Here is an 18918-nt window from a genome sequence, read left to right on the forward strand (position 1 = left end):
TCCCTCCCTCAGACCCGGCCCAGGGCGAAGCCCTTGGCGATGTAGTTGCGCACGAAGTAGATCACGAGCGCGCCGGGGATGATGGTGAGCACGCCGGCGGCCGCCAGCACCCCCCAGTCGAGCCCCGAAGCGGAGACGGTGCGGGTCATCGTCGCCACGATCGGCTTTGCGTCCACCGAGGTGAGGGTGCGCGAGAGCAAGAGCTCGACCCAGGAGAACATGAAGCAGAAGAACGCCGCCACCCCGATGCCCGATGCCACCAGCGGCATGAAGATCTTCACGAAGAAGCGCGGGAAGGAGTAGCCGTCGATATAGGCGGTCTCGTCGATCTCCTTCGGCACGCCGGACATGAAGCCCTCCAGGATCCACACCGCCAGCGGCACGTTGAACAGGCAATGCGCCAGTGCCACGGCGATATGCGTGTCGAAGAGCCCGATGGAGGAGTAGAGCTGGAAGAACGGCAGCGCGAAGACCGCGGGCGGCGCCATGCGGTTGGACAGCAGCCAGAAGAACAGGTGCTTGTCGCCCAGGAAGTGATAGCGCGAGAAGGCATAGGCCGCCGGCAGCGCCACCGCGATGGAGATCACCGTGTTCATCACCACGTAGATGATCGAGTTCACGTAGCCCATGTACCAGCTCGGGTCGGTGAGGATGATGGCGTAGTTCGCCAGCGTCGGGTTGTCCGGCCAGAGGGTGAAGGTGCTCAGGATCTCCTCGTTGGTCTTCAGGCTCATGTTCACCAGCCAGTAGATCGGCAGCATGAGGAAGACGAGGTAGAGCAGCGTGACAAGGGCGGAGCCGTTGAAGCGGCGCGATTGCATGACGGCGGCCATCACTTGCCCTCCGCTTTCTCGAGCGTCTTCATCACGGTGTAGAACACGTAGCTGAAGAGCAGGATGATGAGGAAATAGACGATGGAGAAGGCGGCGGCGGGGCCGAGGTCGAACTGGCCGATGGCCATCTTCACCAGGTCGATGGAGAGGAAGGTGGTGGCATTGCCCGGGCCGCCGCCGGTGACCACGAAGGGCTCGGTGTAGATCATGAAACTGTCCATGAAGCGCAGCAGCACGGCGATGAGGAGCACGCCCTGCATCTTGGGCAGCTCGATGTAGCGGAACACCTTCCAGCGCGAGGCGCTGTCGATCTTCGCGGCCTGGTAATAGGCGTCGGGGATCGATTTCAGCCCGGCGAAGCACAGCAGGGCGACGAGCGAGGTCCAGTGCCAGACATCCATCACCACCACGGTGATCCAGGCATCCTCCACGTCCCGGGTGTAGTTGTAGTCGATCCCGAGCGCGGCGAGCGTGTGGCCCAGCAGGCCGATGTCGACCCGGCCGAACACCTGCCAGATGGTGCCCACCACGTTCCAAGGGATCAGCAGCGGCAGCGCCATCAGGATGAGGCAGACGGAGGACCACACGCCCTTCTTGGGCATGTTCACCGCCACCACGATGCCGAGCGGGATCTCGATGGCCAGGATGATCGCCGAGAACAGGATCTGGCGCAGGAAGGCATCGCGGATGCGCTCGGAGGAGAGCACGTCCTCGAACCACTCGAGCCCCGCCCAGAAGAACTCGTTGTTGCCGAACGTGTCCTGCACCGAGTAGTTCACCACCGTCATCAGCGGGATGACGGCCGAGAAGGCCACCAGCACCAGAACGGGCAGCACCAGGAACCAGGCGCGATGGTTGGTTGTCTTGTTCATGCCTGGCCCTCCCCTGCGATGCGCCATCCGTCGCGGTAGACATTCACCCGCGAGGGCTCGAACACCACGCGGCGCGCGCCCTCGGGCACCGGTGCGCCCTCGGGCGAAAGCACGTTGATCTCGCGGTCGTGGAAGCGGGTGCGGATGATCTTGTGGCGGCCCACGTCCTCGATGCGGGTGATCTCCACCGGCAGGCCGGCCTCGCCCTCCACCAGGCGGGTGAACTCGGGGCGCACCCCGATCTCGAGCCCCTGCCCGCCCGGGTAGCGCGCGGCGAGCGGCACCTGCGCGCCCTCCACCGTGGCCATGGCGCCGTCGATGCTGGCAGGCAGCAGGTTCATGCCCGGCGAGCCGATGAAATAGCCCACGAAGGTGTGGGCGGGCCGCTCGAACAGCTCCTCCGGCGTGCCGATCTGCACCACCTCGCCCTCGCTCATCACCACCACGTGGTCGGCGAAGGTGAGCGCCTCGGTCTGGTCATGGGTCACGTAGATCATCGTGTGGCCGAATTCCTCGTGCAGCGCCTTCAGCTGGGTGCGCAGCTCCCATTTCATGTGCGGGTCGATCACGGTGAGCGGCTCGTCGAACAGGATGGCGTTCACGTTCTCGCGCACCATGCCGCGGCCGAGCGAGATCTTCTGCTTCGCGTCCGCCGTGAGGCCGCGGGCCTTGCGCTTCAGCACGTCTTCCATGCCGATCATCGCGGCGATGGCGCGCACCCGGCGGTCGACGTAATCGGCGTCGGCCCCCTTGTTGCGCAGCGGGAAGGCGAGGTTGTCGTAGACGGTCATCGTGTCGTAGACGACCGGGAACTGGAACACCTGCGCGATGTCGCGTGCCGCGGTGGGCAGGTCGGTCACGTCGGTGTCGCCGAACAGGATGCGGCCCTGGCTGGGGCGCAGCAGGCCGGAGATGATGTTGAGCAGCGTGGACTTGCCGCAGCCCGAGGGGCCGAGCAGCGCGTAGGCCGCCCCGTCCACCCACTCGTGGTTCAGCGTGGGCTTCAGCTGCCAGTCCGAGGGTGACTGCGGGTTCGGGCTGTAGGAATGTGCCAGGTCTTTGAGCGTGATGCGTGCCATTGTTCCCCCCTCAGGCCGCGCTGGCGTAGGACGCGGCGGCGATCAGCCGCTCGTCGGGGCCGAAGACGTAGACATGCGCGGGGTCGACATAGATCTCCGCCGGCGCGCCGTAGCGCAGCGGGTGCACGCCATGCACCAGCGCCACCCAGCGGTCTGCCCCGTGGTCGAGATGCACGAAGGTCTCCGAGCCGGTGATCTCGGTCACCGCCACCTTCGCGTGGAAGGCGAGCGCGTGCTCCACGGGGCGGGCGATGTGCAGGTGGTCGGGGCGGAAGCCGAGCTGCAGCGGCCCGTCGGGCAGGCCGGCGAGCGGGCCGGTGGCCTCCACGCTCTCGCCCGCGCCGTAATGCAGCCTGTCGCCGCGCTTCTCGGCGGCAAGGAAGTTCATCGGCGGGTCGGAGAACACGCGGGCGGTGGTGGCGTCGGCCGGCCGGCGATACACCTGCGGCGTGGGGCCGAACTGGCTCACCCTGCCCTGCCACAGGCACACGGTGTTGCCGCCCAGCAGCAGCGCCTCGTGCGGCTCGGTGGTGGCATAGACGAAGATGGCGCCGGAGGCCTCGAAGATCTTCGGGATCTCGGCGCGCAGCTCCTCGCGCAGCTTGTAGTCGAGGTTGGCGAGCGGCTCGTCGAGCAGCACGAGCCCTGCGTTCTTCACCAGCGCGCGGGCCAGCGCGCAGCGCTGCTGCTGGCCGCCGGAGAGCTCCAGCGGCTTGCGGGTGAGCTGGCGCTCGTTGAGCTTCATCAGGGCCGCCGCCTCGCGCACCCGGGCGTCGATCTCGGCCTTCGGCACACCGGCCACGCGCAGCGGCGAGGCGATGTTCTCGTAGACGGTCATCGCGGGGTAGTTGATGAACTGCTGGTAGACCATGGCCACCTTGCGGTCCTGCACCCGGCGGCCGGTGACATCCTCGCCCTCCCACAGGATGCGGCCCTCGCTGGGCTGGTCGAGCCCGGCCATCAGCCGCATGAGCGAGGTCTTGCCCGACAGGGTCGGGCCGAGCAGCACGTTCATCGTGCCCTTCGCAAGCGTGAGATCGGTGGGGTGTATCCACACCTCCCCGTCCACGACCTTCGAGGCGCCTTCAAGCACCAGGGTCATTCCGTCTCCTCCCTGTTCCGCGCGCCCCTCCCCGTGGAGGCGGCGCCGGCGCAGTATCTTTCTTCGTGTGCCGCGAGCCGCCCTCAGGCGGCGGCTGCGCGGCGGGTCCTGATCCAGGCGTCGAGCGCCCGGGTTTCGTCTTCGCTGAGCCGCAGCCCCATCTTGGAGCGCCGCCACAGCAGGTCTTCGGCCGAGCGCACCCATTCATGGGCCACCAGCCAGTCCACCTCGCGCTCGGTGAGGTTCCAGCCGAAATGCCGGCCGAGATCCTCCGCCCGCGCGGCATCGCCGAGCAACTCGAACGCCTCGGTGCCGTAGGCGCGCACGAGGCGGCGGGCCCAGCGGTCATCGAGGAAGGCGTATTGCCCCTTCAGCCGGGCGATCAGCGCCTCCACCTCGCCCACCGGGAAATTCCCGCCGGGCAGCGGTTTGCGCGCGGTCCAGGCCGCCCCCATCTGCGGGAACCAGGGCGCGAGCTTGGCCAGTGCCGCCTCCGACAGGCGGCGGTAGGTGGTGATCTTGCCGCCGAACACGTTGAGCGCCGGCAGGGCGCCCTCCGCGTCATCCACCTTCAGCACGTAGTCGCGCGTCGCGGCGGTGGCCGAGGAGGCGCCGTCGTCGTAGAGCGGGCGCACGCCGGAATAGGTCCAGACCACGTCCTCGCCCGTGAGCGGGGCGGCGAAATATTCCGAGGCGGCCTTGAGCAGGTAGGCCTGTTCCTCGGGCGTGCAGGTCGCGGTGCCCGGCGCGTCCTTGTGCTCCTGGTCGGTGGTGCCGATCAGGGTGAAGTCGGTCTCGTAGGGGATGGCGAAGATGATGCGCCCGTCCGCCTGCTGGAAGATGTAGGGCCGGTCATGCTCGAACAGCCGCTTCGTGACGATATGGCTGCCGCGCACCAGGCGGATATGGTCGGCGCTGTTCTGGCGCACGCGGTTGCGCAGCACGTCGTCGACCCAGGGGCCGGCGGCGTTCACCACCGCCTTCGCGTGCTCGATGCGCTCGGCGCCGGTGTCCATGTCGCGCAGGCGCACCTGCCAGGCCTCGCCCTGGCGCTCGGCGCCCTCCACCCGCACCCGGGTGCAGATGCGCGCGCCGCGGGCGGCGGCGTCCCGCGCGTTGAGCGCCACGAGGCGGCTGTCCTCCACCCAGCAGTCGGAATACTCGAACCCGCGGCGGAACTCCGGCTTCAGCGGCTTGCCGGCCGCGTCGCGCGTGAGGTCGAGCGAGCGGGTGGCCGGCAGGATCTTCCGCCCGCCGAGATGGTCGTAGATGAACAGGCCCAGCCGCAGCAGCCAGGCCGGGCGCAGCCCCTTGTGATGCGGCAGCACGAAGCGCAGCGGCCAGGAGATGTGCGGCATGGCGACGAGCAGCGTCTCGCGCTCGATCAGCGCCTCGCGCACCAGGCGGAACTCGTAATACTCGAGGTAGCGCAGCCCGCCGTGGAACAGCTTGGTGGAGGAGGAGGAGGTGGCCTGCGCCAGGTCCCCCTGCTCGGCCAGCAGCACCGAGAGGCCGCGGCCGGCGGCGTCACGGGCGATGCCGCAGCCGTTCACGCCGCCACCGATGATCAGGAGGTCGTAGCTGTCCGAGGGGCTTGTCATCGTGGCGGCTTTTGTTCGTTACCGTTCATTGCGTTTCCAGATGCCCCTAGTCATGCGCGGATTCGCGCGCTTCTGTCAACAGATTGGTGTTAAGAATTGATGTGACAGCCCGTGACGTGGCGGAAGCCGCGCGGCGGAGTGGCGCATTCAGCGCGATCTTGCGCCGGCAAGGCGCCAAGTGTTTGTATTGCAGGTGCAAAACGCATGTGCAGCAAGGCACAAGCCGGTTGCACGGCCCTGCCCGGTGGCCTATAGGAAGTGAACGAAAAACAACGAAAGCGAACATGCTCACCTCGGTCCGCCAGCAGCAGATCCTCGAGATCGCCCGCGAATCCGGCCATGTCGTGGTCGAAACCCTCGCCGAGCGCTTCGGCGTGAGCCCGCAGACCATCCGCCGCGACCTCAACGAACTGTGCGACCGCTCGCTGCTCGCGCGCACCCATGGCGGGGCGATGCTGCCCTCGGGCGTGGTGAACGTGGGCTACGACACCCGGCGCGACTTCATGTATGCCGAGAAGGAGGCCATCGGGAGGATCTGCGCCGAGCACATCCCCGACGGCAGCTCGATCTTCATCAACATCGGCACCACCACCGAGGCGGTGGCGCGCAACCTGATGCGCCAGCGCAACCTGATGGCCATCACCAACAACGTGAACGTGGCCACCACCCTCGCGGCCAACCCGAGCTGCGAGGTGGTGGTGGCCGGCGGCGTGCTGCGCCGCTCCGACGGCGGTATCATCGGCGAGGCGACCATCGATTTCATCCGCCAGTTCCGGGTGGATATCGGCGTGATCGGCGCCTCGGCCATCGACGCCGACGGCACCCTGCTCGATTTCGACTACCGCGAGGTGCGCGTGGCCCAGGCCATCATCGAGAACGCCCGGCGGGTGTTCCTCGTCGCCGATGCCTCGAAATTCGACCGCACCGCCCCGGTGCGCATCTGCCCCTTCACCAACCTCTCGGCGCTGTTCACCAACGCGCAACCCCCCGAGGCCATCATGGCCATGGCGCGGGAAAACGGCATCACGATCGAGATCGCGGGTGAGCCGCGGCCGGCGGGGGAAGCGGCCTGAGGGCGCGGGCGGCGGTGGCTTGCGCTCAGTGCCGGGTGGCGAAGCCGGGCTGGCTGGCGGGTGCCTCGAGCAGGGCGGCAAAGGCCGCGGCCGGCATCGGCTGGCCGAAGAGAAAGCCCTGTCCCTCCTCGCAGGCCTGGCGGCGCATGCGCCCGGCCTGCTCCAGGGTCTCCACGCCCTCCGCGATCACGCCGAGGTTGAAGCCCGCGGCGAGGCGGGTGACCGCGTCGATGATGGCGAGGTCATGCGGGCTGTCGCCGGCACCCACGAAGGAGCGGTCGATCTTCAGCCGGCTGGCGGGGAAATGCTTGAGCATGCTGAAGGAGGCGAAGCCGGTGCCGAAATCGTCGAAGGCGATGCCCACGCCGCGGGCGCGCAGGTATTGCAGCGGCGCGATCAGGGCGGCGTCGTTGGTGAGCATCACCTTCTCGGTGATCTCCAGCTCCAGCGCCTCCGGAGGTAGGCCGCTGTCGGAGAGCGCGCGGTCGACCGTGGCGACGAAGTTGCGGGTGTTGAACTGGCTGGCGAAGACATTCACCCCCACGCGCAGCGCCCGCCCGGTGTCGCGCCGCCAGGCGGCGGCCTGCGCGCAGGCGGTGCGCAGCACCCATTCGCCCACCGGGATGGCGAGGGAATCGCTCTCCAGCACCGTGATGAAGGCGGGCGGCGAGAGCAGGCCGCGCTCCGGGTGGTGCCAGCGGATCAGCGCCTCGGCGCCGGTGATCTCACCGTCGCGCAGCCGCACCTGGGGCTGGTAGAAGAGCTCGAACTCGCCCTGCTCCCAGGCTTGCCGCAGGCCGGAGCTGATGGCGCTGCGCCGGCGCGCGGAGAGGCGCAGGTCCTGGGTGAAGATGCGGGTGTTGTTCGCCCCGCTTGTCTTGGCGCGCAGCAGCGCGAGATCGGCGTTGCCGATCAGCTCGTCCGGGCCGGGGCCGCCCTCGGGCTCGGCATCCGCGATCCCGACATTGGCGCCGACATGCAGGATGTCCTTGCCCAGCCGGATCGGCTCGCGCACGGCGGCGATGAGCGCGTCCGCCAGCTCGGCGGCGCGGGAGAGGTCGGCCTCCGCCCCCTCGAGGCAGATGGCGAACTCGTCGCTGCCCAGCCGGGCCACGCTGCCCTGGGCGCGCAGCGCGTCGACCAGCCGGCGGGCGACCACCTGCAGCACCTCGTCGCCGATGCGGTGGCCGCGCATCGTGTTCACGTCCTTGAAGCCGTCGATGTCGAGCAGCAGCAGCAGCGCGCGATGCCCGGCCCCGGCGGCGCCGGACAGCCTGGCGCGCAGCGCGGCGCGGTCCTCCAGCCCGGTGAGCGCGTCGCGCCCCGGCGCGGGCGGGCCGGCGGCAAGCGGGCTCAGCTCGCGCAGCAGCGCGCCGAACATCGGCGCCCCGCCCTGCCGCCAGCCGTTGAGGCTGATCTCGACAGGCAGCTCGCGCCCGTCGCGGTGGCGCGCCATGGTGCGCATCGGCCGGGACAGCCGGGGCGCCGCCGCATCGGCCCGCCGGTCGAGCCCGTGGCGGTGGCGCTCCTGCAGGCGCTGCGGGATGATGAGGTCGAGCGGCTGGCCGAGCGCCTCGGCGGCGGAATAGCCGAACATCCGCTCCGCCGCGGCATTCCAGTCGATGATGCGGTTGGTGTGGTCGGCGCAGAGCACGGCATCGCCGGGCACGGCGCGCGGGGTGGCGGCGGTGGAACGGGCGCCGGCGAGCCCCTCGGCCGCCAGCGCCGCCAGCTCGCCCAGCAGGGCGACATGGGTGGCGGGCAGCGTGGCGCGCGTGCCGGGGGCCGCGACGCACAGGCAGCCCAGCAGCCGGCCGGCACTGTCACGCACCGGCGCGCCGGCGGCGAAGCCCAGCCCGGTGTCGCTGCCCGGCGGAAGCTCGCAGGGGGCGCCTGCCCGGGCGAGGGCCTCCAGCGTGCCGGGAGCGGCGACCGCGCAATCCGGCGATCCGGTGCGCAGCAGCACTTCCGGGGCGCCGCCGTCCTCCGCGCAGCGGGCGATACAGGCGAAGGGCACATCGAAGGCGAGTTGCGCGAGCCGCACCACCCGCTCAGATGGGCTCTGTACCGGCAGGGTTCCGTCGAGCGCGCCTGGTCCGGTGGTCGAGTCCGACGGCGCGGCCGGACGGGGTGCGTGCTCTCGGGGCATGGCCTTCTCGCTTCGATGAATGGCTCTGTTCGAAACAGTCCGCGTCGGGGGCCTGAAATGTGGCACCCTGCGGAGATCATTATTCAATTCCTCGGATCAACTAAAGGCATAGTTTCTGTCCGATTTCCACAACTTTGAGGGGAATCGGCCGGCATTTTCGGCTGCCGCCGCCGCGGGCCGGGCCGCGACGGCGGGGGGGGAGCCCCCGAGGGCCCCGCCCGCGCCCGCTACCAGACGCGCTCGAGCAGGGAGAGCCAGTTCTCGCCCATCACCCGGGCGATGCGCGAATCACTCCAGCCGGCGCGCTGCATGGCGGCGGTCATGTTGGGGTAGTCGGCGATGGTCTTGAGCCCCTCGGGGAACTCGACCTGCCAGAACTCGGTGAGCTGGCGACCGTCGCCCTTGTCGCGGTTGAGGTATTCGAAGAAGGGCGTGCCGTAGCCCTGGGTGAAATCGGTGCCGAAGCCGACGCTCTCCTCGCCCACGAGGTTGGAGATGTAGTCGATGGCGGCGACGTAATCGTCCACCGTCGCGGAATTGCCGGCGGCGAGGAAGGGCGGGAACATGGTCACCCCCACGAAGCCCTCGTGCTCGGCGATGAAGCGCAACTGCTCGTCGGTCTTGTTGCGCGGGTGGGCCTTCAGCCCGGCGGGCAGGCAGTGGGAATAGGCCACCGGCTTCTTCGAGGCGAGGATCACGTCGCGCGAGGTGGCGGGCCCGACATGGGAGAGGTCGCAGAGCATGCCGACGCGGTTCATCTCCGCCACGATGTCATGGCCGAAGTCCGACAGGCCGCTGTCGGTGCTCTCGTAGCAGCCCGAGCCCACGAGGTTCTGCGTGTTGTAGGTCATCTGCACGATGCCCACGCCCTGCTCCTTGAACAGCTCCACGAACTCCACCCGGTCCTCGAAGGCGGAGGTGTTCTGGAAGCCCAGCACGATGGCGGTGCGGCCCTCCTCCTTCGCGCGGCGGATGTCGGCCACGCTGCGCGCCTTCACGATCTGGTCGGCATGGGCGGCGAAATCGCGGTTCCAGCGGCCGATGTTGAGCATGGTGTCGCGAAAATTCTCCCACACCGAGCAGGTGCAGTTGGCCGCCGTGAGGCCGCCCTCGCGCATGGCGGCGAAGATGTCGGGGCCCCAGCGGGAGATGATGAGGCCGTCGAAGACGACGAGATCGTCGTGCAGGCGGGGTGCGGTCATTGGGTTTGGTCCTTGTTCACAGGTAGATGTTGCGCACGATGGCGTCATGGTCGCCGGCCATGGCCGCCACGTCGCCGCCGTCGACGACGCGCCCGTCGCGCAGCACGATGAAGCGGTCGGCGGCGCGGAAGGCGAGGTTGAGGTTCTGCTCGACCATCAGCAGGGTGACGCCATCGGCCTTGAGCTGGTCGATGATGCGGGCGATCTCCTCGCAGAACTGGGGGGAGAGGCCGCCCGAGGGCTCGTCGAGCAGCAGGAGCCGCGGGCGCGACATCATCGCCCGGCCGATGGCCACCATCTGCTGCTCGCCGCCCGAGAGGGTGCGCGCCGCCTGGGCGCGGCGCTCCGCGAGCCGGGGGAAGCGGGCGTAGACATGGGCGAGGGTCTCGCCGCTCTCCCGCCCGCCGCGGCGCATGGCGCCGAGGCGCAGGTTGTCCTCCACCGTGAGGTCGGGGAAGAGGTCGCGCGCCTGGCTCACCTGCGCCACGCCTTGCGCGAAGATGGCATGGGCCGGGCGGCCGGCAAGCTCGGTGCCCTCCAGCGAGACCGAGCCCGCGGAGGGGCGCACGAAGCCGCAGATGGCGTTCATCGAGGTCGACTTGCCGGAGCCGTTCGCCCCCAGCAGGGTGAGGCATTCGCCGCGGCGCACGTCGAAACCGGCGCCGCGCAGGATGGGTTTCGGCCCGTAGGCCACGTGCAGGTCGCGGATGGTGAGGAGTGTGTCAGGCATGTCCGAGATAGGCCTCCAGCACGGCGCGGTCGGCGCGGATTTCGTCGGGCGTGCCCTCGGCGATGCGCTTGCCGGCCGCCATCACCAGGATGCGGTCGGCCGAGGCCATCACCAGCTCCACCGCGTGCTCGATGAGCAGCACGGCAACGCCCTTCTCGCCCGTGAGCCGGGCGATGATCTCCATCATCTGGGCGCGGGCGACGGGCGAGAGCCCCACCGCCGGCTCGTCGAGCAGCAGCACCGGTGGCTCGCTCGCCACGGTGCGGATGATCTCGACGATCCGCTGCTGCCCGCCGGAGAGGGAGCCCGCCCGCGCATCGGCCATGTGGCCCATGCTCATGAGCTCCAGCAGGGCGCGGGCCTTGGCGATGGCGGCACGCTCGGCCTCCAGCGCCCGGCGGCGGCCCAGCAGCAGGTCGAGGAAGCTGCCCGGGGTTTCGGTGGTGAGCCCGGTGAGCACGTTTTCGAGCACGGTGAGGGCGGGGAACAGCCCGCCGTTCTGGAAGGTGCGGCGGATGCCGTGGCCGGCGATGGCATGCGGGCTGTCGCCCGCCACGTCCTGCCCGCGCAGCAGCACTCTTCCGCTCGTGGGGCGCACGTAGCCGGAGATGGCGTTGAACAGCGTGGTCTTGCCCGCGCCGTTCGGCCCGATCACCGCGCGCACCTGGCCCTCGGAGAGGCGGAAGGACACGTCGTCGAGCGCGGTGAGGCCGGCGAAGCGCACCCCCAGGCCCTCGACAGTGAGAAGCTCGGTCATCGGCTCACTCCCGGAAATGGCGTTCGAGGAACACGGGCGAAAGGCGGCGCAGCAGGCTCGCCAGCCCCTGGGGCAGGCACAGCAGCACCACGATCACCACGAGGCCGAAGAAGATCTCCTCCATCCCCGGGAAGGCGCGCACGTATTCGGGCAGCGCGGTGAGCAGCACGGCGCCCAGCACCGAGCCCAGCACCGAGCCCGTGCCCCCCACCAGCACCATGGCAAAGCCGACGATGAGCTGGGTGAGGCCGAAGCTCTCCGGAAACACCCGGCCGATATGCGCGGCAAAGAGCGCGCCGGCCACGCCGACGAGAAAGCCCGACCACATGAAGGCGGTCACGATCACCCGCGCGGTGGGGATGCCGAGCGAGGCGGTGGCGATCTCGTTCTCGCGCACCGCGACGATCGAGCGCCCGAGCCGCGAGCGCAGCAGGTTCAGCGTGCCCTTCACCAGCACCACGGTGACGGCGAGGAACACGTAGAACTGCGCCGTGTCATCGCCCAGCCGGAAGCCGAGGAAGCCCTCGCGCGGGATGGCGAGCCCGTCGGTGCCGCCGGTGAGCCGGTCGGCGTGGATGTAGAGCCAGCGCAACAGCTCGCCGAAGGCCAGCGTGACGATGGCGAGGTAGTAGAGCCGGATGCCGCGCAGCGCCACGGCGGAGGCGAGAAAGCCCCCCGCCGCGCCCACGAGGCCGGAAAGCGGGATGGTGGCGAGCCAGGGCAGGCCGAGGTCGTTCATCGCGATCACGCTGGCGTAGGCGCCGAGGCCGAAGAAGGCCACGTTGGCGAAGGCGAGCTGGCCGAGGCTGCCGATCACCATGTTGAAGCCCAGCGTGAGCAGGGTGGAGATCAGCATGCTGTTGAGCACGAACTGGGTGTAGGGGTTTGTGGCCAGCGGCAGGGCGCAGGCCAGCACCGGCACGGCCCAGAACAGCGCGGTGCGCAGGCGCAGGGTGGCGGGAGAGATGCTCATACCTTCACCACCGCCTTGCGGCCGAAGAGGCCGCGCGGGCGCACGAGCAGCACCAGGATGATCAGCAGGTAGGCGGTGATGTCGATCAGCGCCGTGTCGATGTAGGCGCCGGCGTATTGCTCGGCGAGGCCCAGCACCACGCCGCCCAGCACCGCGCCGCCGAGCGAGCCGAAGCCGCCCAGGGTCATCGCGGCGAAGCCCTTGATGAGGAAGCTCGCGCCGAGGTCGGGGTGCAGGAAGGAGACCGGGGCGATGAGGATGCCGCCCACCGCGCCGAGGGCCGCCCCCGTGCCCCAGCTCAGGTCGTGGAAGCGGCTCACGTTGATGCCCACGAGGCGCGCGCCGCGCTCCGACTGGTAGACCGCCTGCACCATCTTGCCGATGTCGGTGAAGGTGAGCATGGCGAAGAACAGCCCCAGCAGCACCGCCACGGTGGCGATGGTGAACAGTGCGTCGCCGGTCAGCACCACGTCGCCGAGGAAGATGGGCTCGATGTCGAACACCCGCGGCATGGGCAGCACCTCGCGCCCCCAGACCGTGCGGGCGATGCCGCGCAGCGTGTAGCCGAGCGCGATCGACATCAGCGCGAAGCCGATGTGCGGGCCGCCGCGGATGGGCCGGATCAGCCCGCGGCTGAAGCAGACCCCCAGCCCGAACATCGCGACCACCGCGATCACCGCCGCCGGCAGGAAGGCGAGGCCCAGCCCCACCACCAGCACGTAGGCCACGAAGGCCCCCGACATCACGAGGTCGCCATGTCCGAAATTCACCACCGTGGTGGAGCGGTAGACGACGGTGAGCGACAGCGCCACGAGGGCATAGATCGCCCCCTGCGATGCACCGCTCAGGGTGAGTTGCATCAGCATTGCTTGATCTCCGGGCTGGCGGCGCCGGCGCTCTGGCCGGCCGCCGCCGAGCGAAAGCGGCCCGAGCCGTTTTCGCTTCAACTGCTTGAAGCCGGGGCAAGACCCGTCACGGGGCGTGGCCCCGGGCCGGGTCTGCCCCGGAGCGCATCAGTAGGGCTGGCCCCAGGCCTTGAGCACCGTGGGCTTGCCGTCGACGAAGCCGGAGACGGCCGAGCCCTTCACGCCCTGGTGGTCGTCCGCCGTCCAGGTGATGGGGGCGGAGAGCACGCCGGTGTCGAGGTCGGAGATCTTGTCGAGCTCGGCGATGAGCTTCGAGCGGGTGAGGTCGGGCCCCGCCGCCTCCAGCGCCTTCACCAGCGCCACGCCCGAGCCGATGGCGATGTAGCTGAAGTTGGTCAGCTCCTCGTCGGGGTAGTACTTGTGGATCATGTCGGCCCATTTCTGCATGCCCGGGCCGTCGAGATTGTCCACGTAGGGGTGGATGACGTAGTAGTTCTTCACCGTTTCGAGGTCGCCCACGCGCTTGAGCGTGTTCTCGAGGTCGGTGCCCGCGGTGCCCATCACCGGGATGTCGCCCAGCCCGTATTTCTTCAGGTCGCGCAGGAAGATGGCGGTCTCGGCCTCGTAGAGGGCGGCGATGATGAAGTCCGGGCGGTCGGCGCGCATCTTCAGCACCTGGGCGGTGGCATCGGTCTGGCCGCGCTCCATGGTGAGCACCTCGGTGGGCTCCACCCCGTGTTCCTTGAGATACGCCTGCGCGGGGTTCGAGTAGGAATGCGCCCAGTCGTTCGAATGCTCGATGATCGCCACCTTCTTCGTGTCGGGGCGCGAGAGCACGAACTCGGCCATCGCCCGGCCATTGGCGTTGCCGGTGGGCACGCCGTGGAAGATGTTGGCGGCCACCGGGTCGGAGATGGTGTCGGAGACGGCATGCGCCACGATCCAGGGCAGGCCGGCCTCCTCGATCTCCGGGCGCAGCGCCACGGCGACGCCGGAGCAGGAATTGCCCTGCAGCATGAAGACCTCGTCCTGGAAGATGAGCTTCTTCGCCGCGGCGAGGCCCTTCGCGGTGTCGCAGCCGGTGTCCTCCTGCACCGCGACGAGCTTGCGCCCGTGCACGCCGCCCGCCTCGTTGATCATGTCGTAGAAGGCCATCAGCCCGATCTCGGCCTTGGAATAGGACGAGGCGTTGCCTGAGAACGGCCCCATCACGCCGATGGTGATGGCGTCGTCGGTGAGGCCGGTGGTCTCGTCGGCCAGCGCGGGGGCTGCAAGCAGCGCGGTGGCGGCGAGGAACGTCGGAAGTCTCTTCATTGCCCTTGCTCCCTGTTGCAAGTTGGGTCGCGGTCCCTTCGTGGTCCGTCGTTTGCTCCCCGGCCGCCGGCGGTGTTTTTATGATACCGGCTGACCTGTTTTTATCTTTGGTGGCCCGCTCAGCCCGGCACGCTCACGGCCGGGCGGACATGGGCGGCGAGGATCTGCTTCAGCGTCTGCAGCATCTCCGCGTAGTAATGGGTTTCCTTGCGCAGCACCGCCTGCACGGCCATGCCGCGGAACACGTTCATCACCAGGTTCAGCGCCACGCGGGCCGAGACACCCCCCTCCTCGCGCGAGATGAAGGTGGCCTCCCAGGCGGCCTCGAAGCGACCGTGCAGATCGAGGATCAGCGGCGCGAGCCGGGCGCGCAGCTCGGCATCGCCCCGGGCGGCGACGATGATCTCCAGCGAGGAGTAGAACCAGTTGCCGTTCAGCATCTCCTGCCACAGCAGGTCGACGAAGCTCTCGAGCCCGATCTCGCCCGCCCGCACCCGTGCGGCGAGGCGCTCCACGTCCTCGGCGAAGCCTTCGAACATCGCCTCGGTGGCGGCGGTGATGAGGTCGATCTTGCCGGGGTAATGGTGGGTCTGCGCCCCGCGCGACACCCCTGCCCGCTCGGCGATGCCTTGCGTGGAGGTGTTGGCATAGCCCAGCTCCATCAGCGAGGCGATGGTCGCCTCGTGGAGCAGGCGCCGGGTCTCGGCGCTGCGCTGGCTCTGGGTGCGTCGGGTGGCCGGCATCGGGCGTCTCGCAGTTAACATACCGACCAGAATGTTTGTAACTTCCGAGTCTGTCAAGCGCCGCGCGAGGGGCCCCCGCGCGGCGCCGGGGGCTCAGCCGATCACGTTCGCCTCCGGCCCGTAGGGAAAGCCGGTGATGTTCTCGGCCCCGGTCTCGCCCACCACGAGGATGTCATGCTCGCGGTAGCCCCCTGCCCCGGGCCGGCCGGCGGGGATGCGCAGCATCGGCTCCATCGAGATCACCATGCCGGGGGCGAGCGCGGTGTCGATGTCCTCGCGCAGCTCCAGCCCCGCCTCGCGGCCGTAGTAGTGCGAGAGCACGCCGAAGGAATGCCCGTAGCCGAAGGAGCGATACTCCAGCAGCCCCTCATCGGCGAGGAAGCGGTTGATCCCGGCGCAGATCTCGTCGCAGCGCGCGCCGGGGCGGATCAGCGACAGGCCCAGCTCGTGCGCGGCCACGTTGGCCCGCCAGATGCGCAGGGTCTCGGCGTCCGGCTCACCGAGGAAGAGCGTGCGCTCCAGCGCGGTGTAATAGCCCGCGATCATCGGGAAGGTGTTGAGGCTCAGCAGGTCGCCGGGGGCGAGGGCGCGGGTGGTCACCGGGTTGTGCGCGCCGTCGGTGTTGGGGCCGGACTGGAACCAAACCCAGGTGTCGCGCAGCTCCGTGTCAGGGAAGGCGCGGGCGATCTCGAGCTCCATCGCGTCGCGGCCCGCCATGGCGATGTCGATCTCGCGCGCGCCGGGGCGGATGGCCTCGCGCACCGCGGCACCGCCGAGATCGGCGATGCGCGCGCCCTCGCGGATGAGCGCGATCTCGGCGGCCGATTTCACCATGCGCCGGGCCATGAGCGGGCCGGAGATGTCCACCGGCTCGGCCACCGGCAGCGCGCCGCGCAGCGCCTCCTGGGCGGCGAGGGTGAGGTGGTCGGCCTCGATGCCGATGCGCCCGGCCCGGCCCGCGAGCCAGCCCACCGCGCGCCAGAAATTGCCGCGCTGCCAGTCGGTGTAGACGAGGTTTTCCGCGAGGCCCCGGCGCGCCGGCTGGCCGCCGTCGATATCGGCACTGACGGTGGTCACCGTGCTCGCCGTGATCACGCAGCCATAGGGCCGGCCGAAGGAGCAATAGAGAAAGCCGGTCGCCCAGGCGATGTTGTGCATCGAGGTGAGCAGCACGGCATCGAGGCCGAGCGCCTGCATCTCGGCGCGGATGGCGGCCTGGCGCGCGGCGTATTCCGCGGGCGCGAAGGGCAAGGGCGCGCGCGGCGCCTCCGGCATGCGGAAGCTCTGCGGGCGGTGGATCTGGTCGGTCATGCGGAGAGGTCTCCCGGTCGGGCCGGGCGGATCTCGGGCGCCCGGCGGATCACCCGGCGTACAGGAGGGGGGGCGCGAGGGCGCCACGCATCCCGGAGCATTGCGGCGACGCCATCGCCGCCCGGGGTGCGCGGGAAGGATATGACGCTCCGGCGGCGCGCCGGTCAAGCCCGGCGGGGTATGAGGCGGGATGGCCCCTGCCCTCAGCGCCACATGTCCTTCATGCGTGCGCGCAGGTCGACCGGCTGCACCTGCGGGCGGGCGGCGGCGCCGGCGGTGCCCTGCGCCGTCCAGGCGAAGCGCTCGAAGAGCGGCAGCATCGCCTCGGTGAGGAAGCGGCTGCGCGCGGCGTAGACATGCCGGTCGCCCCGCGCGCGCTGGCAGTGGGTGTAGAAGCGCAGGGGCGTGACGAGGTGCAGCGCGTCCCGCGCCCGGGTCATCGCGACGTAGAGCAGGCGGCGCTCCTCCTCGATCTCGGCGGAGGTGCCGGTGCCGAGGTCGGAGGGCATGCAGCCGTCCACGCAGTTGAGCACGAAGACATTGCGCCATTCCCGCCCCTTGGCGGAATGGATGGTGGAAAGCACGAGGTAATCGTCGTCGAGCAGCGGCACGCCGCTTTCGTCGGAGGTGGCGTCGGGCGGGTCGAGCGTGAGGTCGGTGAGGAAGGCGCTGCGCGAGCCGTGCCCGGCCGCGATCTGGCCGAGCTGCAGGAGGTCGGAGCGGCGGGTGTCCGCGTCCTCGTGCAGGCGCTCGAGATGCGGCTCGTACCACAGGCGCACCGCTTCGAGCTCGGCCGGCCAGGGGGCTTTCGTTGCACTCAGCATCATCTCGCGGAACTCGGGCCAGAAGGGGGCGGCGCGGGGGGGCAGCTTCACCGCGTCGAGCGCCTCCGCGATGCCGCTGCCCGCGAGCGCGTCGAGCACCGCGCCGGCGGTGGCGGCCCCGATGCCGGGGATGAGGCGGAGCACGCGGAAGCCCGCCACCCGGTCGCGCGGGTTCTCGCGCAGGCGCAGCACGGCGAGCAGGTCCTTCACATGCGCGCTGTCGAGGAACTTCAGCCCGCCGAACTTCACGAAGGGGATGTTGCGGCGGGTGAGCTCGACCTCCAGCGGGCCGGAGTGGCTCGCGGTGCGGAACAGCACCGCCTGGGATTTCAGCGCCGTGCCCTCCTCGCGTGCCTCCAGCACCGCGCGGCAGATGTAGCCCGCCTGTGCCGCCTCGTCATGCACGGTGACCAGCCGGGGCAGCGCGCCGGTGGTGCGGTCGGTCCAGAGCGTCTTGGAGAAGCGCTCCCGCGCCTCGCCGATCACCGCGTTGGCGGCGGCGAGCACGGGGGCGGTGGAGCGGTAGTTCTGCTCCAGCGTCACCACCCGGGCGCGGGGCGTGAACAGGCCGGGAAAGTCGAGGATGTTGCGCACCTCGGCGGCGCGGAAGCCGTAGATCGCCTGCGCGTCGTCCCCCACCACGGTGAGGCCGCGGCCCTCCGGCGAGAGGCCGAGCAGGATGGCGGCCTGCAGGCGGTTGGTGTCCTGGTACTCGTCCACCAGCACATGGTCGAAGCGCCCGCCGATCTCGGGCCCCAGCCCGGCCTCGGTCACCATCGCGCGCCAGTAGAGCAGGAGGTCGTCATAGTCGAGCACGCCCTGCGCCTGCTTGGCGTCCACGTAGGCGGCGAAGAGGCGGCGCAGCTCCGCCTCCCGGTCACGAAACTTCGGGTAGCCCTCGGCCAGCACCTGCTCGAGCGGCGCCTGGGCGTTCACCGCGCGCGAGTAGATGGCGAGGCAGGCGGATTTCGAGGGGAAGCGCGCCTCGGCCAGCGCGAAGCCCAGCTCGTGGCGCAGCAGGTTGATCAGGTCGGCGGAGTCTTCCCGGTCATGGATGGTGAAATTCTCGTCGAGCCCCACGAGGGGGGCGTATTCGCGCAGCAGCCGCGCGCCGATGCCGTGGAAGGTGCCGGCCCAGCCGAGGCCGCCGGCCAGCGCCTCGCCCTCCGCGCCCATCACCTCGCGGGCGATGCGCTCCACCCGGGCCGTCATCTCCTGTGCGGCGCGGCGCGAGAAGGTCATGATGAGCATGCGGCGCGGGTCGGCGCCCTGCAGCATCAGGTGCGCCACGCGGTGGGCGAGCGTGTTGGTCTTGCCCGAGCCGGCGCCGGCGATCACCAGCAGCGGGCCCGCGGCCTCCGCCCCGCCGCCATGCAGCACCGCCTCGCGCTGCGCGGGGTTCAGCCGGGCGAGGTGGGGGGCAAGCGGAGCGGGGTCTGTGGCACTGGTCTGCATCGGGCCCACGAAACAGTGTTTTCACTTTGTTCGC

General features: G+C 69.8%; 16 protein-coding genes. 1 reads left to right on the forward strand and 15 read right to left on the reverse strand.

Going from position 1 to position 18918, the window contains the following annotated elements:
* Positions 1 to 8: 8 nt before the first annotated feature.
* The 5 genes from D3P35_RS15235 to glpD all read right to left on the reverse strand — a co-directional run bounded on the left by D3P35_RS15235 (position 9) and on the right by glpD (position 5487).
* Positions 9 to 833 carry a carbohydrate ABC transporter permease gene (locus tag D3P35_RS15235; RefSeq protein WP_118135598.1) on the reverse strand — a complete coding sequence of 275 codons (825 nt, stop codon included), beginning with the start codon at positions 831 to 833 and terminating at the stop codon, positions 9 to 11.
* Complete coding sequence (locus tag D3P35_RS15240; RefSeq protein ID WP_118135599.1) at positions 833 to 1705, reverse strand: carbohydrate ABC transporter permease; 873 nt, start codon at positions 1703 to 1705, stop codon at positions 833 to 835. Before D3P35_RS15240 ends, D3P35_RS15235 begins: the two co-directional genes overlap by 1 nt.
* Positions 1702 to 2784, reverse strand: a complete 1083-nt coding sequence (locus D3P35_RS15245) for an ABC transporter ATP-binding protein (protein WP_118135600.1) — start codon at positions 2782 to 2784, stop codon at positions 1702 to 1704. The genes D3P35_RS15240 and D3P35_RS15245 overlap by 4 nt, the downstream gene beginning before the upstream one ends.
* 10 nt (positions 2785 to 2794) lie before the next feature.
* Complete coding sequence (locus D3P35_RS15250; protein ID WP_118135601.1) at positions 2795 to 3886, reverse strand: ABC transporter ATP-binding protein; 1092 nt, start codon at positions 3884 to 3886, stop codon at positions 2795 to 2797.
* Between the two features lie 83 nt (positions 3887 to 3969).
* A complete protein-coding gene (gene glpD, locus D3P35_RS15255) occupies positions 3970 to 5487 on the reverse strand; it encodes a glycerol-3-phosphate dehydrogenase (protein WP_118135602.1) in 1518 nt (505 codons plus the stop codon).
* A 284-nt stretch (positions 5488 to 5771) separates the two neighbouring features.
* Between glpD and D3P35_RS15260 the strand changes: the two genes are divergently transcribed.
* Complete coding sequence (locus D3P35_RS15260; RefSeq protein ID WP_118135603.1) at positions 5772 to 6560, forward strand: DeoR/GlpR family DNA-binding transcription regulator; 789 nt, start codon at positions 5772 to 5774, stop codon at positions 6558 to 6560.
* A 25-nt stretch (positions 6561 to 6585) separates the two neighbouring features.
* Here the strand turns inward: D3P35_RS15260 and D3P35_RS15265 are convergent, their stop codons facing one another.
* The 10 genes from D3P35_RS15265 to D3P35_RS15310 all read right to left on the reverse strand — a co-directional run bounded on the left by D3P35_RS15265 (position 6586) and on the right by D3P35_RS15310 (position 18884).
* Entirely contained in the window at positions 6586 to 8604 is a 2019-nt protein-coding gene (locus D3P35_RS15265; protein ID WP_157982165.1) for a bifunctional diguanylate cyclase/phosphodiesterase, read from the reverse strand.
* 332 nt (positions 8605 to 8936) lie between these two features.
* Entirely contained in the window at positions 8937 to 9911 is a 975-nt protein-coding gene (locus tag D3P35_RS15270; protein WP_118135605.1) for a dipeptidase, read from the reverse strand.
* A gap of 16 nt (positions 9912 to 9927) precedes the next feature.
* Positions 9928 to 10641 (reverse strand): ABC transporter ATP-binding protein, encoded by a 714-nt coding sequence (locus tag D3P35_RS15275; protein WP_118135606.1) that lies wholly within the window; start codon positions 10639 to 10641, stop codon positions 9928 to 9930.
* On the reverse strand, positions 10634 to 11398 hold the full coding sequence (locus tag D3P35_RS15280; protein ID WP_118135607.1) for an ABC transporter ATP-binding protein: 765 nt from the start codon (positions 11396 to 11398) through the stop codon (positions 10634 to 10636). Before D3P35_RS15280 ends, D3P35_RS15275 begins: the two co-directional genes overlap by 8 nt.
* A gap of 4 nt (positions 11399 to 11402) precedes the next feature.
* A complete protein-coding gene (locus tag D3P35_RS15285) occupies positions 11403 to 12371 on the reverse strand; it encodes a branched-chain amino acid ABC transporter permease (RefSeq protein WP_118135608.1) in 969 nt (322 codons plus the stop codon).
* Positions 12368 to 13237, reverse strand: a complete 870-nt coding sequence (locus tag D3P35_RS15290; protein WP_118135609.1) for a branched-chain amino acid ABC transporter permease — start codon at positions 13235 to 13237, stop codon at positions 12368 to 12370. Before D3P35_RS15290 ends, D3P35_RS15285 begins: the two co-directional genes overlap by 4 nt.
* A 147-nt stretch (positions 13238 to 13384) precedes the next feature.
* Positions 13385 to 14551 carry an ABC transporter substrate-binding protein gene (locus tag D3P35_RS15295; RefSeq protein WP_118135610.1) on the reverse strand — a complete coding sequence of 389 codons (1167 nt, stop codon included), beginning with the start codon at positions 14549 to 14551 and terminating at the stop codon, positions 13385 to 13387.
* A 119-nt stretch (positions 14552 to 14670) separates the two neighbouring features.
* Positions 14671 to 15294, reverse strand: a complete 624-nt coding sequence (locus tag D3P35_RS15300; protein ID WP_118135611.1) for a TetR/AcrR family transcriptional regulator — start codon at positions 15292 to 15294, stop codon at positions 14671 to 14673.
* Positions 15295 to 15387: 93 nt separating this feature from the next.
* Positions 15388 to 16605: an aminopeptidase P family protein gene (locus D3P35_RS15305; protein WP_118135612.1), complete on the reverse strand. Its 1218-nt coding sequence runs from the start codon at positions 16603 to 16605 to the stop codon at positions 15388 to 15390.
* 203 nt (positions 16606 to 16808) lie between these two features.
* Positions 16809 to 18884: an ATP-dependent helicase gene (locus D3P35_RS15310; RefSeq protein ID WP_118135613.1), complete on the reverse strand. Its 2076-nt coding sequence runs from the start codon at positions 18882 to 18884 to the stop codon at positions 16809 to 16811.
* Positions 18885 to 18918: the final 34 nt, after the last annotated feature.

The sequence above is a fragment of the Oceanicella sp. SM1341 genome (genome assembly GCF_003448965.1).
Lineage (GTDB): Bacteria > Pseudomonadota > Alphaproteobacteria > Rhodobacterales > Rhodobacteraceae > Paroceanicella.

Bases quoted from the DNA above. Each gene is read 5' to 3' on its own strand.
- D3P35_RS15235 (WP_118135598.1), bottom strand. From the start codon at position 833: ATGGCCGCCGTCATGCAATCGCGCCGCTTCAACGGCTCCGCCCTTGTC.
- D3P35_RS15240 (WP_118135599.1), bottom strand. From the start codon at position 1,705: ATGAACAAGACAACCAACCATCGCGCCTGGTTCCTGGTGCTGCCCGTT.
- D3P35_RS15245 (WP_118135600.1), bottom strand. From the start codon at position 2,784: ATGGCACGCATCACGCTCAAAGACCTGGCACATTCCTACAGCCCGAAC.
- D3P35_RS15250 (WP_118135601.1), bottom strand. From the start codon at position 3,886: ATGACCCTGGTGCTTGAAGGCGCCTCGAAGGTCGTGGACGGGGAGGTG.
- glpD (WP_118135602.1), bottom strand. From the start codon at position 5,487: ATGACAAGCCCCTCGGACAGCTACGACCTCCTGATCATCGGTGGCGGC.
- D3P35_RS15260 (WP_118135603.1), top strand. From the start codon at position 5,772: ATGCTCACCTCGGTCCGCCAGCAGCAGATCCTCGAGATCGCCCGCGAA.
- D3P35_RS15270 (WP_118135605.1), bottom strand. From the start codon at position 9,911: ATGACCGCACCCCGCCTGCACGACGATCTCGTCGTCTTCGACGGCCTC.
- D3P35_RS15275 (WP_118135606.1), bottom strand. From the start codon at position 10,641: ATGCCTGACACACTCCTCACCATCCGCGACCTGCACGTGGCCTACGGG.
- D3P35_RS15280 (WP_118135607.1), bottom strand. From the start codon at position 11,398: ATGACCGAGCTTCTCACTGTCGAGGGCCTGGGGGTGCGCTTCGCCGGC.
- D3P35_RS15285 (WP_118135608.1), bottom strand. From the start codon at position 12,371: ATGAGCATCTCTCCCGCCACCCTGCGCCTGCGCACCGCGCTGTTCTGG.
- D3P35_RS15290 (WP_118135609.1), bottom strand. From the start codon at position 13,237: ATGCTGATGCAACTCACCCTGAGCGGTGCATCGCAGGGGGCGATCTAT.
- D3P35_RS15295 (WP_118135610.1), bottom strand. From the start codon at position 14,551: ATGAAGAGACTTCCGACGTTCCTCGCCGCCACCGCGCTGCTTGCAGCC.
- D3P35_RS15300 (WP_118135611.1), bottom strand. From the start codon at position 15,294: ATGCCGGCCACCCGACGCACCCAGAGCCAGCGCAGCGCCGAGACCCGG.
- D3P35_RS15305 (WP_118135612.1), bottom strand. From the start codon at position 16,605: ATGACCGACCAGATCCACCGCCCGCAGAGCTTCCGCATGCCGGAGGCG.
- D3P35_RS15310 (WP_118135613.1), bottom strand. From the start codon at position 18,884: ATGCAGACCAGTGCCACAGACCCCGCTCCGCTTGCCCCCCACCTCGCC.